General features: G+C 73.1%; 14 protein-coding genes. 6 read left to right on the plus strand and 8 right to left on the minus strand.

The window, feature by feature from the left end; all coding sequences use genetic code 11:
* Positions 1-102: 102 nt before the first annotated feature.
* The gene (locus ACIGFK_RS02420) at positions 103-855 is read left to right on the plus strand and encodes an enoyl-CoA hydratase/isomerase family protein (protein ID WP_400050182.1); all 753 of its coding nucleotides are present in this window, start codon (positions 103-105) and stop codon (positions 853-855) included.
* A 25-nt stretch (positions 856-880) separates the two neighbouring features.
* Here the strand turns inward: ACIGFK_RS02420 and ACIGFK_RS02425 are convergent, their stop codons facing one another.
* Both ACIGFK_RS02425 and ACIGFK_RS02430 read right to left on the minus strand, forming a co-directional pair.
* Entirely contained in the window at positions 881-1,510 is a 630-nt protein-coding gene (locus tag ACIGFK_RS02425; RefSeq protein ID WP_386471947.1) for a DJ-1/PfpI family protein, read from the minus strand.
* 31 nt (positions 1,511-1,541) lie between these two features.
* Complete coding sequence (locus tag ACIGFK_RS02430) at positions 1,542-2,513, minus strand: GlxA family transcriptional regulator (RefSeq protein WP_376659306.1); 972 nt, start codon at positions 2,511-2,513, stop codon at positions 1,542-1,544.
* Between the two features lie 168 nt (positions 2,514-2,681).
* Here ACIGFK_RS02430 and ACIGFK_RS02435 point away from each other — a divergent pair, with 168 nt between their 5' ends.
* The 3 genes from ACIGFK_RS02435 to ACIGFK_RS02445 all read left to right on the plus strand — a co-directional run bounded on the left by ACIGFK_RS02435 (position 2,682) and on the right by ACIGFK_RS02445 (position 5,038).
* Entirely contained in the window at positions 2,682-2,891 is a 210-nt protein-coding gene (locus ACIGFK_RS02435) for a hypothetical protein (RefSeq protein WP_386471950.1), read from the plus strand.
* 12 nt (positions 2,892-2,903) lie between these two features.
* The gene (locus ACIGFK_RS02440) at positions 2,904-4,541 is read left to right on the plus strand and encodes an ABC-F family ATP-binding cassette domain-containing protein (RefSeq protein ID WP_376659304.1); all 1,638 of its coding nucleotides are present in this window, start codon (positions 2,904-2,906) and stop codon (positions 4,539-4,541) included.
* 239 nt (positions 4,542-4,780) lie between these two features.
* A complete protein-coding gene (locus ACIGFK_RS02445) occupies positions 4,781-5,038 on the plus strand; it encodes a hypothetical protein (protein WP_376659303.1) in 258 nt (85 codons plus the stop codon).
* Between the two features lie 59 nt (positions 5,039-5,097).
* On the opposite strand, the gene ACIGFK_RS02450 is transcribed toward ACIGFK_RS02445, so the two are convergent.
* From ACIGFK_RS02450 to ACIGFK_RS02470, 5 genes are all read right to left on the minus strand, one after another.
* Positions 5,098-5,901 carry an SDR family NAD(P)-dependent oxidoreductase gene (locus ACIGFK_RS02450; RefSeq protein WP_376659302.1) on the minus strand — a complete coding sequence of 268 codons (804 nt, stop codon included), beginning with the start codon at positions 5,899-5,901 and terminating at the stop codon, positions 5,098-5,100.
* Positions 5,902-5,908: 7 nt separating this feature from the next.
* On the minus strand, positions 5,909-7,084 hold the full coding sequence (locus ACIGFK_RS02455; protein ID WP_400050186.1) for an MAB_1171c family putative transporter: 1,176 nt from the start codon (positions 7,082-7,084) through the stop codon (positions 5,909-5,911).
* Positions 7,074-7,586 carry a hypothetical protein gene (locus tag ACIGFK_RS02460; protein ID WP_376659300.1) on the minus strand — a complete coding sequence of 171 codons (513 nt, stop codon included), beginning with the start codon at positions 7,584-7,586 and terminating at the stop codon, positions 7,074-7,076. Before ACIGFK_RS02460 ends, ACIGFK_RS02455 begins: the two co-directional genes overlap by 11 nt.
* Before the next feature lie 260 nt (positions 7,587-7,846).
* Positions 7,847-10,276, minus strand: coding sequence for a Tex family protein (locus ACIGFK_RS02465; protein WP_386471959.1), 2,430 nt, complete (start codon positions 10,274-10,276; stop codon positions 7,847-7,849).
* 84 nt (positions 10,277-10,360) lie between these two features.
* The gene (locus tag ACIGFK_RS02470; protein WP_376659298.1) at positions 10,361-11,218 is read right to left on the minus strand and encodes a hypothetical protein; all 858 of its coding nucleotides are present in this window, start codon (positions 11,216-11,218) and stop codon (positions 10,361-10,363) included.
* Positions 11,219-11,653: 435 nt separating this feature from the next.
* Here ACIGFK_RS02470 and ACIGFK_RS02475 point away from each other — a divergent pair, with 435 nt between their 5' ends.
* Complete coding sequence (locus ACIGFK_RS02475; RefSeq protein WP_376659297.1) at positions 11,654-13,171, plus strand: M1 family metallopeptidase; 1,518 nt, start codon at positions 11,654-11,656, stop codon at positions 13,169-13,171.
* Positions 13,172-13,186: 15 nt separating this feature from the next.
* Here ACIGFK_RS02475 and ACIGFK_RS02480 read toward each other — a convergent pair whose 3' ends face one another.
* Positions 13,187-14,089, minus strand: a complete 903-nt coding sequence (locus ACIGFK_RS02480; protein ID WP_376659296.1) for an oxygenase MpaB family protein — start codon at positions 14,087-14,089, stop codon at positions 13,187-13,189.
* A 244-nt stretch (positions 14,090-14,333) separates the two neighbouring features.
* Between ACIGFK_RS02480 and sph the strand changes: the two genes are divergently transcribed.
* Positions 14,334-15,335, plus strand: coding sequence for a sphingomyelin phosphodiesterase (gene sph / locus ACIGFK_RS02485; protein ID WP_376659295.1), 1,002 nt, complete (start codon positions 14,334-14,336; stop codon positions 15,333-15,335).
* Positions 15,336-15,441: the final 106 nt, after the last annotated feature.

Raw genomic sequence — 15,441 nt, forward strand, 5'->3', positions numbered from 1 at the left:
GTCAGTTGTTGACCGTTGTTGATCCTCGGCCGGGCCGGCCCGGCAGGATCCTGACGGACTCCCCCGATCATGCGATCGGCGCACCGGGATAGCATCCGGCGCATGAACGCAGCCGGGGATCCCGCACTCCTCCACACGCTGGCCGACGGGGTGGCGACCGTGGTCATCTCGCATCCCGCCAAGCGCAACGCCATGACCGCGGCGATGTGGCGGGAGCTCCCGGAGCTGCTGGCGGACCTGGCGGACGACCCGTCCGTACGGGTGCTCGTGCTGACCGGGTCCGGACCGACCTTCTGCGCGGGCGCGGACATCTCCTCGCTGACCGGGGACGAGGACCCGCGGGCCCTCGCCGTGACCGCCGAGGAGGCGCTGGCCGCCTTCCCCAAGCCGACGCTGGCGGCGATCCGCGGGTTCTGCGTGGGCGGCGGCAGCCAGCTGGCGGCGGCCTGCGACCTGCGCTTCGCGGAGGAGGGTGCGTCCTTCGGGGTGACCCCGGCGAAGCTGGGCATCGTCTACCCGGCCTCCTCCACCCGGCGGCTGGCGGCTCTGGTCGGCCCGGCCTGGGCCAAGTACCTGCTCTTCTCCGCGGAGTTGATCGGCACGGAGCAGGCGCTGCGCGCCGGGTTCCTGAACGAGCTGCTGCCGGCCGGACAACTGGACAAGCGAGTGGCCGAGTTCACCCGGATCCTGGCCTCGCGCTCGCAGCTGACGCAGGCGGCGGCGAAGGAGTTCGCGGACGGCCGGACGGACCGGGAGGACCACTGGGAGCAGCAGGCGGCCGGGAGCGACGACACCGCGGAGGGTGTCGCCGCCTTCCTGGAACGCCGGCCGCCGGTGTTCACGTGGACACCGTGAACGGCTGCTCCGGCCGGGAGACGGCCTAGACCAGCGGGTTGTCCGCCCGCAGGCGGGCGACGAGCGCCGCCGGGGCCTTGGCCGGGGAACCGGCGTCGTAGGGCGGCTGCGGGTCGTACTCCGTCATCAGCTGGACGGCCTGGGCGTACTCGTCCCCGGCGATCCGGCCGAGCAGGGTGAGCCCCATGTCGATCCCGGAGGACACCCCCGCGGCCGTGACGTACTTCCCGTCGGTGACCACCCGCTCCCCGGTGGCCTCGGCGCCGAACTCCGACAGCCGGTCCAGGTACAGCCAGTGGCTGGTCGCCCGCCGCCCGTCGAGCAGCCCGGCCGCCGCCAGCAGCAGGGACCCGGTGCACACGGACGTGGTCCAGGTGGTGGTGGCGTCGACCGACCGCAGCCACTCCATGACGGCGGGGTTCTCCATCTCCAGCTCGGGGTGCGGCCCCCCGGGCACGATGACGACGTCCGGCCGGGTCACCTCGTCGAGCCCCTTGTCCGCGACGAGCGCGAGCGCCCCGTTGTCGGTCCGCACGGGCCCGGGCCGCTCGGACACGAACACGACCTCGGCGTCCGGAAGCCTCCCGAGGGTGTCGAAGGGCCCGACGGCGTCGAGCGCGGTGAAGCGGTCGTAGAGCAGTACGGCGATCTGCATGGCTCCTCCGGAGCGGTAGACGAACAGCAGGTCAGGGGGTGGGGCCGAAGCGGCGGCGGTACTCGGCGGGCGGTTGGCCGAGGGTGCGCACGAAGGCGCGCCGCAGGGCCTCCGGCGTGCCGTAGCCGCAGGCCCGGGATATCTGGGCGACCCCCGCCGTGCCCTCCTCCAGCAGCCGGCGGGCGTGTTCCACGCGGACCCGTTCCACGTACCGGCCCGGAGTGACCCCCGTCTCCGCCTGGAAGGCCCGTGCGAAGTGCCGTGGCGAGAGACGGGCACGGGCGGCGAGGGCGTCGACGCTCAGGTCTCCGTCCGGGTGCTCCGTGATCCACTGCTGGACGTCCCGCAGGGGATCGCGCCGCGCCGTCTGGGCCGCCAGCTGCGCGCTGAACTGCGCCTGGTTGCCGGGCCTGCGCAGGAACACCACCAGATGCCGGGCGATCTTCAGCGCGACGTCCCGCCCGTGGTCCTCCTCCACCAGCGCGAGCGCGAGGTCGATCCCCGCCGTGACCCCGGCCGAGGTGGCCACGTGGCCGTCCCGGACGTAGATGGGGTCCGGCTCCACCACGACGGCCGGATAGTCCCGCGCCATCTGCTCGCACACGTACCAGTGCGTCGTCGCGCGCCGCCCGTCCAGCAGCCCGGCCTCCGCCAGCAGCAGCCCACCGGTGCACACCGACACGAGCCGCTCCGAGGCACCCCCGTGGACGCGGAGCCAGTCGGTGAGCCGGGGCTCGAAGTCGGCCCGGTAGCGGCCGCCGGGCACCAGCAGCGTGGTCCCGGCGCCCGGCCGGGCGCTCTCCAGGTCCCCGTCGGGCACCAGCGTCAGGCCGCTGCTCGTCCGCACCGGCGCGCCCCCAGGCGACACCGTCCGGATCGTGTAGCCCTCCCGCCCGGGGAAACGGGCGAGGGCAGCGAACACCTCCACCGGACCGGTCACGTCCAGGCTCTGGACCCCGTCGTAGAGGAGGACGAGCACGTCGTTTCGCGGCGACAACGTCATGCCCTCATGGTGGTCCGCCGCGCGCGATGGCCGCAATGACGCGCTTCCCACCTATCCCGCCATGGCGGGGCGGGACGGGCGCGGGCCACCGGCCCCCGCCCCGGGCGCCCTGACGCCCCGGTGTCATCCTGCCGGGGTCCCCGAGCCGCCGTTCCGGAGTACCTGCCCGTGGCCGGGTTCCATGCGGTCGTCCTGGCCCTGGCCCGGCTCTGCGCCGACGAGGGGCTGTTCCGCGCCGCCGGCGCCGCGGTCGCCCGGCGCGCCGCCGACCGCGGGCCGACGGCCCTGCTCGGCGGGGTCTTCGCGGCGGCCTCGGTGGTCACCGGTGGCCGGACCGCTGCCGGTCGGCCGCCGGGGCCGTGGGGGCGGGCCCGATAGGATCGGCGCATCATGACTGCAACCCTCGTCGCCAAGAAGCTCACCGCCGCGCACGGTGAGCGCACGCTCTTCGCCGATCTCGACCTCGTCGTCGCGCCCGGCGACGTCATCGGTCTCGTCGGCGTCAACGGCGCCGGGAAGTCCACGCTGCTGCGCCTGCTGGCCGGGCTGGACACCCCAGAGACCGGTGAGCTGCGGCTCTCCCCGCCCACCGCCGCCGTCGGCCACCTCCCGCAGGAGCCGGAGCGCCGGCCTGAGGAGTCCGTACGGGAGTTCCTGGCCCGGCGCACCGGCGTGGCCGCCGCGCAGGCGGAGCTGGACGCGGCGACCCAGGGCCTGGTGGACGGGACCCCGGGCGCGGACGACGCGTACGCGACGGCGCTGGACCGGTGGCTGGACCTCGGCGGCGCGGACCTCGACGAGCGGGCCGAGGAGGTCGCGGACGACCTCGGCCTCACGGTGGGCCTGGACCTGCCGATGACGGCGCTCTCCGGCGGCCAGGCGGCCCGTGCGGGCCTCGCCTCCCTGCTGCTCTCCCGCTACGACGTCTTCCTGCTCGACGAGCCCACGAACGACCTGGACCTGGACGGTCTGGAGCGCCTGGAGCGCTTCGTCAAGGGGCTGCGCGCGGGGACGGTCGTGATCAGCCACGACCGCGAGTTCCTGACGCGGACGGTCACCAAGGTCCTCGAACTGGACCTGGCCCAGCAGCAGATCAACCTCTACGGCGGCGGGTACGAGTCCTACCTGGAGGAGCGGGCCCGGGCCCGCAGCCACGCCCGCGAGGAGTACGAGGAGTTCGCGGACAAGAAGGCCGCGCTCGAGGGCCGCGCGCAGATGCAGCGCAACTGGATGGACAAGGGCGTGCGCAACGCCCGCCGCAAGGCGGGCGACAACGACAAGATCGGCAAGAACCTGCGCGGCGAGTCCAGCGAGAAGCAGGCCGCGAAGGCCCGCCAGACGCAGCGGGCGATCGAGCGGCTGGAGGTCGTGGACGAGCCGCGCAAGGAGTGGGAGCTGCGCATGGAGATCGCGGCGGCCCCGCGCTCCGGCTCGGTCGTGGCCACCCTGCGCGAGGCGGCCGTCAAGCGCGGTGACTTCGCCTTCGGCCCGGCCAGCCTGCAGATCGACTGGGCGGACCGGGTGGCGATCACCGGCGCGAACGGTGCGGGCAAGTCCACGCTGCTGGCCGTGCTCCTGGGCAGGCTGGTGCCGGACTCCGGCTCCGCCACCCTGGGCTCCGGCGTCCTGGTCGGCGAGGTCGACCAGGCCCGCGGCCTGTTCCTGGGCGACGAGCCGCTGCTGGAGGCCTTCTGCGCGGCGGTCCCGGACACCGAGCCGGCCGAAGTCCGCACGCTGCTGGCCAAGTTCGGCCTCAAGGCGGCCCACGTGCTGCGCCCGGCGGCGACCCTCTCCCCCGGTGAGCGCACCCGCGCGGCGCTGGCCCTGCTGCAGGGCCGCGGGGTGAACCTGCTGGTCCTGGACGAGCCGACCAACCACCTGGACCTCCCGGCGATCGAGCAGCTGGAATCCGCCCTGGAGTCCTACGAGGGCACGCTCCTCCTGGTCACGCACGACCGCCGGATGCTGGACGCCGTCCAGGTGACGCGCCGCCTGGAGGTCACGGCCGGCAAGGTCGTCGAGCTGTAGAAGAAGGGGCACGTCCCGAGGTGCCGATCGCCTCGAACGGGACTAGCCTCGGTAAGTGAGAGCCGCAACCGCGGAGCACGCCCGCGCGGGCCCGAGTCCCGCGTCGACTGGAAACGTGCTTCCGCAATTCCCGCGGCCCTGTATCCGATCCGCGCTGCGCATTCTGATCCTGCGGCTGCGGTTCCGCCTCCTCACACCTCGAACGGGGTGCGAGAGAGCGGGAGGAAAGGGAAATTCTCATGTTTGCACAGAGAGCGAAGCGCCTCTTCGCGGTTTCCGCCGCCGGTGTCCTGATGGCCGGCGGGGCCGCCCTCGCGACCGCGGGCACTGCCGCCGCGGCAACCCCGACCCAGCACGTCAGCTATGTCGCCGGCGGTGGTGGCTGGGACGACGATGACGACTGGGGCGGCCACGGCGGCCACGGCGGCTACGGCGGCTGGCACCACGGTGGTTGGGACCACGACAACGGCTGGGACGACGACGACGACTGCGGTTAGTCCCTCCATCCCAGGCCTGCGCGGCCCCTGACCGGGCCGCGCATCGGCCTGCCGGGGCTTCAGCCGCCGTCCGGCCGGTCCGCCGGGGCGCGCCGGGTGCGCGCCATCCTGCGGGCCACGAAGTCGCGCGGGAGGTGCCTGACCGCCAGTGCGTAGGCGCGGTAGCGGCGGCCCGTGATGCTGAGCGGGCGGCGCAGCGCCAGGTCCCGCAGGGCGCGGTCGACCACCGCTTCCGGTTCCAGCCAGACCGCGTCGCGCAGTGAACTGACGTCCATGCCCGCCCGCTCCTGGAATTCGGTGCGGGTGAAGCCGGGCACGACCGCCAGGACGCGGACGCCGTACGGCTCCATGTCCACCCGGAGGGATTCGCTGAAGGCGGTGATCCAGGCCTTCGCCGCGCCGTAGGTCCCCGTGGGCAGCAGGCCCGCCACCGAGGAGACGTTGAGGACGGCCCCCCGGCGGCGTTCGCGCAGGCCCGGCAGGAGGGCGTGGGTGAGCCGGAGCGGGACCTTGACCAGCAGGTCCAGCATCCGCTCCTCGTCCTCCACCGGGCTGTGGGGGAACGGCGCCGGCAGCCCGAAGCCCGCGTTGTTGACCAGGACGTCCACGGGCCGGGCCCGGTCCGCGAGCCGCTCGGAGACCGACGCGCACTGCTGCGCGTCGAGGAGGTCGGCCGGCAACACCTCGCAGGACACGCCGAATTGCCGGCCCAGCTCGCCGGCGAGGGCGTCGAGGCGGTCCTTGTCGCGGGCCACGAGGACCAGGTCGCAGCCCTTGGCGGCGAATCCGCGGGCGAAGGCGGCGCCCAGTCCAGCGCTGGCGCCCGTGATCAGTACGGTCCTGCTCGTCGTCGACGTGCTCAAAACGGTTTCACTTCCCGGTGGTTGCCGCGGCGGCGTATTCCTGGGCGACGTCGACGAGGAACGCTGCTTCGTCCGCCAGGTCTCCGTCCGCCTTCGTGGTCTGGATCGCGGCCGGCAGTTCCAGCGCGGCCGCCTCGCCCGCCTGCCCGGGCAGTCCGTCGAGTTTCGCCTGCCGCGCCTCCCGCAGTACGCAGGCCAGCGCGGCGGCGGTGCGCCGCTGTTCGGGGACCCCGCGTCCGGCGACCCGGCCGCGGGCCTGCTCCAGGGCGCCCGGGGCGACGTACTCCCCCAGGATCAGGATCGCGTCGCGCGTCTCGATGACCTTGCGGTAGACGAGCAGGTTGCGCGGTACGGGCGGCCACAGCAGCTCCACCACCCGCCCGGCGCGCGGCTTGTTGAGGGCCACGTGCGGGACGGCCTGGACCAGGTCGCGCCACAGCGGCCACAGCCGCCACGCGATGGCGATGTCGGCGGCCCCGCGGCGGAAGGTGAACAGCGTGGGCACGAGGATCGCGGCGGCCCGCAGCAGCCCGTGCAGGTTCATCAGCAGCGGCAGGGCCGGCATCGCCCAGGTGCTGCCGAAGAGGCCCTTGAGCAGGTACGCGAACCAGAAGACGCCGGCGAGCGCGGTGCCGAGTCCGAACAGCCGCAGCCCGGCGGCCAGCCCCCGGCTCTCGGTGCGGCGGCTGTAGCGCCAGCACAGGGCCACGCAGACGGTGTTGGCCGCCAGGTGCGCGGAGATCAGCACCAGCCAGTACGCGAGGGAGGGCACCGGGTCGCCGACCGGCGGCATGGTGTGGCTGCCGTGCGGGGGTGCGGCCGCGTCCAGGGCGAAGAGGGCGCCGAGCCAGCCCACGGTGGCGGTGCAGGAGGCGAGTTGGAGCCGGCGGCCCTTGGTGGTGGCGGCGACGAAGTAGAGCACGGCACCCGCCGAGAACACGCCGGTGAAGTTGCGGGTGAGTCCGATGGCGTGGGCGTAGCCGGGGCCGCGGCGCATCGCGTACGCGACCACGTCGGGCAGGTTCAGGGTCATCGCGGCGGCCGCGGTGGCCACGGCCAGCCACAGTCCGCGCTGTTGCGGGGAGCGCAGGGCGCCGGGGGCGCGGAGCAGGAGCGCGATCCACAGGCACGCGACGCCGGGGACGGCGAGCCAGTTGCCGAAGGCGGTCAGGTCAGCGGCCATCGTTCCTCCGCTCGTACCCCATGGCGGACTCCAGCCGGGCCAGGGTGCCGCGCGGGGGGACGGCGGCCGTGTGCGGGCCGGTGTTCGCCGTGCGGATGCGGATCATGCTGGCGAGCATCTCCGCCTCCTGCTCCTGGCGGGTGGTGTAGTTGGTGCGCCCGAGCACGGTGGGGTTGCGGCCGTCGTTCACGTCGGCGTCGTCGGCCTCCACGGAATGGTGGCCGAAGAGGATGTGGCCCAGTTCGTGGAGCACGATGTGCTCCCGGTGCAGCGGGGTGGTCTGCGCCTCGTAGAAGACGTAGTCGACGCTGACGGTGCCCACCCAGAGTCCGCACACCCCCGTCTCGGCCGCCTCCTTGGGAAGCGGGTGGAGCCGGATGGGCCGCCCGCGCTGCTCGGCTATTCGGCTGCAGAGCTCATCGAGGGAGAACGGATGAGGTAATTCCAGATGGCCGAGAATGTTCTCGCACCTTTTGCGCAGACTGACTCGCCGGTGGGACATGTGATCCCTCTTCGGACCCTTTCTCGGGCAGCGTCTGTAGGCGTGCGGGGGCAGGGGCATGGAGTCCTGTGCCTTCGAAGAGCGGCCTCGGGGAATGCGGTCCTGAGGGGAATGCGGAAGCCCGTCCGCCGAGTGACGAACGGGCGTTCCACATGCCTACATATCTTCTGCCGCCATTGGCAAGGCAACTCCCCAGGTGGGGAAGGTATTCGGCCATGCCGTGCGCGGGCCCGCGCGGGAGGCGCGCGAGGGCGTTCTCCCTACCGCTTGCGGCGCTCCTCGGGACCGGTGAGGCCGGCCCGGCGCAGGGCGTCCGCCATCGCGCTGTTGGCGGGTGCGGGGGCGCTGCCGCCGCCCTGCCGCTGGCCCTGGCCCCGCTGTCCCTGGCCCTGGCCCTGGCCGCCGCGCCGGTCCTGACCGCCGCCGCCACCGCCACCGCGCTGCTGCGGCGGACGGCCGCCGCCGGACCGGCGTTCCTGGCGGTCCTGGCGCGGGGCGCCGCCGGCCGGGCGGTCTGCCTCGTCCTCCAGGCGCAGCGTCAGCGAGATGCGCTTGCGCGGGATGTCCACGTCCATGACCTTCACGCGGACGATGTCGCCCGGCTTGACCACGTCCCGCGGGTCCTTGACGAAGGTCTTCGACAGGGCCGAGACGTGCGCCAGCCCGTCCTGGTGGACGCCGATGTCGATGAAGGCGCCGAAGGCGGCCACGTTGGTGACCACGCCCTCCAGGATCATCCCCGGAGCCAGGTCGCCGATCTTCTCCACGCCCTCCTTGAAGGTGGCCGTCTTGAACGCGGGGCGCGGGTCGCGGCCCGGCTTCTCCAGCTCGCGCAGGATGTCGGTGACCGTGGGCAGGCCGAAGGCCTCGGTGACGAACTGCTCCGGGCGCAGCGAGCGCAGTACGGAGGTGTTGCCGATCAGGGCCGCCACCTCGCCGCCCGCCGTCTTGCCCATGGACCGGACCACCGGGTACGCCTCGGGGTGCACGGCGGAGGCGTCCAGCGGGTCGTCGCCGCCGCGGATGCGCAGGAAGCCCGCGCACTGCTCGTACGCCTTCGGGCCGAGGCGGGCCACGTCCTTGAGCCCCTTGCGGCTGCGGAACGGGCCGTTGGCGTCGCGGTGGGCCACGATGTTCTCGGCGAGGGTGCCGCTGATGCCCGAGACCCGCGAGAGCAGCGGCGCCGAGGCGGTGTTGACGTCCACGCCGACGCCGTTCACGCAGTCCTCGACCACCGCGTCCAGCGAGCGGGACAGCTTCACCTCGGACAGGTCGTGCTGGTACTGGCCCACGCCGATCGACTTCGGGTCGATCTTCACGAGTTCGGCGAGCGGGTCCTGGAGGCGGCGGGCGATGGAGACCGCGCCGCGCAGGGACACGTCCATGCCGGGCAGTTCCTGCGAGGCGAACGCGGAGGCGGAGTACACGGAGGCGCCCGCCTCCGAGACCATCACCTTGGTGAGCCCCAGCTCGGGGTGGCGGGTGATGAGGTCCCCGGCGAGCTTGTCGGTCTCGCGGGAGGCCGTGCCGTTGCCGATGGCGACCAGCTCGACGGCGTGTTCCTTCGCGAGGCGGGCCAGCTTCGCGAGGGACTCGTCCCACTTGTTGGCGGGCACGTGCGGGTAGATCACGTCGGTGGCCACGACCTTGCCGGTGGCGTCGACGACGGCGACCTTCACCCCGGTGCGGAAGCCCGGGTCGAGACCGAGGGTGGCGCGGGTGCCGGCGGGGGCGGCGAGCAGCAGGTCGCGCAGGTTCGACGCGAAGACCCGTACGGCCTCGTCCTCGGCGGCGGCGCGCAGCCGGGTCCGCAGGTCGATGCCGAGGTGCACCTGGATCTTGGTGCGCCAGGACCAGCGCACCGTGTCCGCGAGCCACTTGTCGCCCGGGCGGCCGCGGTCGGCGACGCCGAAGCGGCGGGCGATCATGCCCTCGTACGTGGAGGGGCCGGGAACGTCGGAGGGCTCCTCCGGCTCCAGCTCCAGGGTGAGGACGTCCTCCTTCTCGCCGCGCAGCATCGCCAGGACGCGGTGCGAGGGCAGTGCGGTGAGCGGCTCGGCGAAGTCGAAGTAGTCGGCGAACTTCGCGCCCGCCTCCTCCTTGCCCTCGCGGACCTTGGCGGCGAGCCGGCCGCGGCTCCACATGCGCTCGCGCAGTTCGCCGATCAGGTCGGCGTCCTCGGCGAACTTCTCGGTGAGGATGGCGCGGGCGCCCTCCAGGGCGGCGGCCGGGTCGGCGACGCCCTTGCCGGCGTCGACGAACGCGGCCGCTGCGGCGGCGGGTTCGGCCGACGGGTCGGCCAGCAGTCCTTCGGCGAGCGGCTCCAGACCGGCCTCGCGGGCGATCTGCGCCTTGGTGCGCCGCTTGGGCTTGAACGGGAGGTAGATGTCCTCCAGCCGGGCCTTGGTGTCGGCCGCGTTGATCCGCGCCTCCAGCTCGGCGTCGAGCTTGCCCTGTTCCCGTACGGAGTCGAGGATCGCCGCGCGCCGGTCCTCCAGCTCGCGCAGATACCGCAGGCGCTCCTCGAGGGTGCGCAGCTGGGCGTCGTCGAGCATCTCGGTCGCTTCCTTGCGGTAGCGCGCGATGAACGGCACGGTCGAGCCGCCGTCGAGCAGCTCGACCGCCGCCTTGACCTGCCGCTCCCGTACGCCGAGCTCCTCGGCGATCCTGCCTTCGATGGACGTCGTCACGATCGGGTCCCGCCTGCCTTCGTTTGCACTGGAAGGCTGCCAATTGTGGCAGGTGGCGGTGGCGGACGGCGGGAGCCCTGTCCGTCAGCCCCTGAGGTCGGGGGGGAAGGCGCCGGCGGCCATGGCCTCGCGCACGACGGCGCCGCCGAGTTCGGCGAGGCGGGCGAGGCCGTCGGCGCCGAGGTGCTCGTACGGGGCGGCGTCGAGGCGGTCGGTGTCGGTCTCCAGCTGCTCGCGCAGGGCGGCGCCGTGCTCGGTGAGGGCCCCTTCGGCGTCGAGCACGCCGCGGGCGCGCAGCCGGGCCGCGGCGGCGTCCAGGTCGGCCTGCTCCCAGCCGCGGATCCGCTTGATCCACTTCGGGCTCATGCCCTTGCCGGTGGCGGTGTGGCTGAGCAGGGCCTCGACCGGGTCGAGTCCCGCGAGGAGCAGGGCGGCGAGGTGGCCGTCGCCGCGGTGCTCGCGCAGCAGGGTCGTGGCGTGCCAGAGCCGCAGGTGCGGCTCCTCGGGGACGGGGAGGTCGGCGTGGGCGGCGTAGAGGACGCGGGCGTGCCGGGTGCAGCCCTCGGTGGCGCGTATCGCGAGGTCCGCGGCCTCGGCGAGCTCGGGCGAGCCGATGGTCGCGGGGCCGAGCAGCCGGCGCAGGGTGGTGTCGGCGGCGCGGAGCCGGGCGGCGAGGACGTCTTCAGGGGTGGCCGTTTCCCAGACCGCGGGCAGGTACCGGGCGACGTGGTCGTGGCTGTAGTTGTAGAACGTCGCCGTCACCGCCCCGGCCCCGACGGCTCCCAGGGCGGCGGAGCGCTGGGCGAGGTTGACCGCGACGGGGTCGGTGATCCCCAGCGCGGCGAACTCCTTTGCGGTGTCCGGCGAGAAGTAGATCGTCGAGTGCAGCGGGTTGATGGCTGCGTGCCAGCAGTGCCGGGCGGCGAGCGGGGGAATCGTCATGCCGGGCAGGTTACCGACTGCTCAGTATGTCGTGAACCCCGCCTCCCTCACGGGCAGTCGGCACCCCACCCCGTACGAGGCCTGCCCCTGGGCCACCCGGTGGCGGGGGAATCCGGCCGATCCGGAGGGCCTCGCGCGGCGGGTTTCGCGCGCCCGGTGTTCCACTCGCCGGCCTGCACCACCACGCCCGCGGACCCGTTCCGGCGGTCGCGCCGCAGGTCACGGGCCCGGGCCGGCGGTGCGGGGCGGACGCGAGGGGGCACCCCCCGCCCGGCCCCGCCGCCGAGGGCACCTCACCGCTCAGCGGAGCGTGACGGCCGAATGGCGATCGTGTGACAGCAGGGGCCATGGACATGACCTGATGCGCCACGCGTGAATACGGTCGGACGACGAGACCTTGAACCGATGTGTCTCCCCTACCACTTGGAGCCATTCGTGCACCGCAAAGTCATCGCCCCGAGCGTGCTCGCCGCTTCCCTGCTGCTGGTGATCCCGGCATCCGCGGCGAGCTACGGTCCGGGCGCCCCGGGTATCGGCGATCCCTACTACCCGGCCAGCGGCAACGGCGGATACGACGTGTCGCACTACGACCTTCGGCTGCAGTACCAGCCGAAGACGGACCTGCTCGAAGGGACCGCCACCCTCCTCGCCACCGCCAAGCAGGACCTGTCCCGCTTCAACCTCGACTTCGGGCTCCAGGTCAGCGAGATCAGGGTCAACGGCGTCAAGGCGAAGTTCGCCACCTCCGGTTCCCAGGAGCTGGAGGTCACCCCCGCCAAGGCGGTCGCCCGCAACACCCCGCTCACCGTCGTCGTCAAGTACGCGGGCAAGCCCTCCGAGCTGAAGGTGGACGGCTGGTCGGCCTGGCAGCGCACCCCCGACGGCGGTGTGGCCGCGCAGGAGCCCGACTCGGCGATCTGGTGGTTCCCGAGCAACGACCACCCGCTCGACAAGGCCACCTTCGACATCTCGGTCAACGTCCCCGACGGCACCCAGGCCATCAGCAACGGCGTGCTCCAGTCGCAGACTTCACGGCTCGGCTGGACCAGGTACAACTGGCGCTCCAACAAGCCCCAGGCCACCTACCTGGCCACGCTCGCCGTCGGCAAGTTCGACATCACCACCGACAAGACGGCGAGCGGGCTGCCGATCCTCAACGCCTACAGCAAGGACCTCGGCGACAACGCGGGCTCGGCGCGCGCGAGCGTGGAGCGGACCGGCGAGGTCGCGGAGTGGCTGGAAGGGGTCTTCGGGCCGTACCCCTTCAACGCGCTGGGCGGCTACGTCCCGAACGTGCCGTCGGGCTTCGCACTGGAGACCCAGACCCGGCCGTTCTACAGCCCCCGCCAGTTCTCGAACGGCTCCAACGTCTCCGTCGTCGTGCACGAACTGGCCCACCAGTGGTACGGCGACAGCGTCTCCGTGGACGGCTGGAAGGACATCTGGATCAACGAGGGCTTCGCCCGCTACAGCCAGTGGCTGTGGTCGGAGAAGGAGGGCGAGGGCACCGCGCAGGAGCTCGCGCAGTGGGCGTACGACCTGCGCCCGGCCGAGGACGCCTTCTGGCAGGTCAAGCCGGGTGACCCGGGCCCGGAGAACCAGTTCCACGGCGCCGTCTACGACCGCGGCGGGATCGCGCTCCAGGCGCTGCGCAACCGCATCGGCGACGAGAAGTTCTTCGCGATCCTGAAGGGCTGGCCGACCGAGCGCGCCTACGGCAACGCGAAGGTCGCGGACTTCGTCTCGTACGCGGAGAAGGTCTCCGGGCAGCCGCTCGCGCAGCTCTTCCAGACCTGGCTCTACACCCCGGGCAAGCCGGACGCCTCGGCCCTGAACCCCACGGCCGCGAACCCCGCAGCCCGTTCCTTCTCGGCCCCGGTGAACAAGACCGAGCCGAAGTCCTGGAAGAAGATCGCGGAGACGAACACGATCCACGACCACGCCGGGCACTGAGCCCCCGCGGTCCCGTCAGCGGGCGGCGGCGTGCCGACGGGCGCGCGCCGCCCGCGCGATGGGCAGGTACCGCAGCCGCTCGGGCAGCAGCGGTACGAGGATCCGCGCGGCCGTGCTGAACCGGCGCAGCCGGCGCTCCTGGGCCGGGCTCCACTCCAGCCCGAGCGCGGCGCGCGCCTCCGGCGGCATGTACCCGACGGTGACGAAGGCGCGGAAGTGCAGGAACGCCGCGCGCAGCGCCGGCCAGGCGAGCCGCAGCAGGAGCCGCACGGCGGGCGAGCCGCTCTCGGGCCGGGGCAGCGGCACGTCGGTGGCGAGGAGCTCGCGGGCGACCTTGGTGGGCTCGATCTCCTCGGCCAGCATGCGGCCCCAGTACGTCCAGTACTCCTCGATGCTCTGCGGCATGTCCCGGTCGTGCAGGCCCAGGATCCGGCCGACCTGGAGCCACTCCCGGTAGAGCTGCCGCTCCTGCGCGGGGGTGAAGCGGCGCAGCAGGTAGCGCCCGGCGTAGAGGTAGACGGGGAAGCCGGTGGCGTGCACCCAGGCGTAGCAGGCGGGGTCGAGGGAGTGGTACGGGCGGCCGCGGGTGTCCGTGCCCCGGATGTCCTTGTGCAGGCGGCGCACCCGGCGGCCCTCCTCGGCGGCCTGCTCGCCGCCGTACACCCACAGCTGGACCGAGCGCAGGGAGCGTTCGCCGCGGCCCCAGGGGTCGGTGCGGAAGACGGAGTACTGGTCGACGCCGGCGCCGATGGCCGGGTGCGCGACCTGCAGGGTGAAGGCGGCGGGCAGCATCAGCAGGGCCCGGACGTCGCCCGCGATGGTCCACAGCACGCCGCCGGGCGGGGGCGGCTGGGGGTCGGTCCGGCTGCCGGGTGTCCGGTGCGCTCCGGACGCGGTCCGCTGCCCGGTCCCGCTCATGTGTGCCCCCAGGGTGTCGGTCTCGCCGATTCCCAGTATGACCTGCTGCGGAGTCCGGCCGCCGGGGCGGGCCGCGGGGGCATTCGCGGGGGCGTCCGCAGGGGCGTCCGCGACGGTGGGAGACACTCCGTCGCCGCGTTGTCGCGGCCCCGACAGAAAGTCGCTGCACGGGTGTTACCCAGAGGTAACCGCGGCTGCTTGGATGACGGAGCCGATCTTCCCCCGCAGGAACGATGGAGTCCTCATGCTGCCTTCCCCCCGCCGTCACCGCGCCGCCGCCGCGGCCGTGGCCGCGATCGCCGCCGGCACCCTGGCCGCCACCACCGCGCCCGCCGCCACGGCCGCACCCTCTTCCGAGGTCTCGGCCGCCGCCGCGCCGCGGCTCAGCGTCCTGTCGTACAACGTGTTCCTGATGAGCAAGAACCTGTACCCGAACTGGGGCCAGGACCACCGGGCCGCGGAGATCCCGAAGGCCTCCTTCTTCCAGGGCCACGACGTGGTCGTGCTCCAGGAGGCCTTCGACAACGGCGCCTCGGACGCGCTCAAGGCCAACGCCGCTGCCCAGTACCCGTACGCGACGCCGGTCGTCGGCCGCAGCAAGAGCGGCTGGGACGCCACGGGCGGCGCGTACTCCTCCACCACCCCGGAGGACGGCGGCGTCATGGTGCTCAGCAAGTGGCCGATCATCCGCAAGGAGCAGGTGGTCTACAAGGACGCCTGCGGGGCCGACTGGTGGTCCAACAAGGGCTTCGCCTACGTGGTGCTGAACGTGAACGGCACGAAGGTGCACGTGGTCGGCACGCACGCCCAGTCCACCGACCCGGGCTGCAGCGCGGGCGAGGCGGCGGAGATGCGCGCCCGTCAGTTCCGTTCCATAGACGCGTTCCTGGACGGGAAGAACATCCCGGCGAACGAGCAGGTCATCGTGGCGGGCGACATGAACGTCGACTCCCGCACTCCGGAGCTCGCCTCCATGCTGGCCAACGCCGACCTGGCGGCCTCGGACACCCGCACGGGCCACCCGTACTCCTTCGACACCGCACTGAACTCGATCGCCAACTACCGCTACCCGACGGACCCCCGCGAGGACCTCGACTACGTCCTCTACCGCAAGGGCAACGCCCGCCCGGCGGGCTGGGAGAACAACGTGGTCAAGGAGGAGTCGGCGCCCTGGACCGTCTCCAGCTGGGGCACCTCCTACACCTACACCAACCTGTCCGACCACTACCCGCTGATCGGGCGCTAGCCAGGGCGAGCGGGGGTGGGGGCCCCCCCCCCCCCGCCCCCCCCCCCCCCCCCCCCCCCCCCCCCCCCCCCCCCCCCCCCCCCCACAACCCCCCCAACCCCCCGGC

This window comes from Streptomyces sp. NPDC085524 (assembly GCF_044541755.1).
Lineage (GTDB): Bacteria > Actinomycetota > Actinomycetes > Streptomycetales > Streptomycetaceae > Streptomyces.

Coding starts and splice junctions, on each gene's coding strand:
- ACIGFK_RS02420 (WP_400050182.1), top strand. CDS start 103: ATGAACGCAGCCGGGGATCCCGCACTCCTCCACACGCTGGCCGACGGG.
- ACIGFK_RS02425 (WP_386471947.1), bottom strand. CDS start 1,510: ATGCAGATCGCCGTACTGCTCTACGACCGCTTCACCGCGCTCGACGCC.
- ACIGFK_RS02430 (WP_376659306.1), bottom strand. CDS start 2,513: ATGACGTTGTCGCCGCGAAACGACGTGCTCGTCCTCCTCTACGACGGG.
- ACIGFK_RS02440 (WP_376659304.1), top strand. CDS start 2,904: ATGACTGCAACCCTCGTCGCCAAGAAGCTCACCGCCGCGCACGGTGAG.
- ACIGFK_RS02445 (WP_376659303.1), top strand. CDS start 4,781: ATGTTTGCACAGAGAGCGAAGCGCCTCTTCGCGGTTTCCGCCGCCGGT.
- ACIGFK_RS02455 (WP_400050186.1), bottom strand. CDS start 7,084: ATGGCCGCTGACCTGACCGCCTTCGGCAACTGGCTCGCCGTCCCCGGC.
- ACIGFK_RS02460 (WP_376659300.1), bottom strand. CDS start 7,586: ATGTCCCACCGGCGAGTCAGTCTGCGCAAAAGGTGCGAGAACATTCTC.
- ACIGFK_RS02470 (WP_376659298.1), bottom strand. CDS start 11,218: ATGACGATTCCCCCGCTCGCCGCCCGGCACTGCTGGCACGCAGCCATC.
- ACIGFK_RS02480 (WP_376659296.1), bottom strand. CDS start 14,089: ATGAGCGGGACCGGGCAGCGGACCGCGTCCGGAGCGCACCGGACACCC.
- sph (WP_376659295.1), top strand. CDS start 14,334: ATGCTGCCTTCCCCCCGCCGTCACCGCGCCGCCGCCGCGGCCGTGGCC.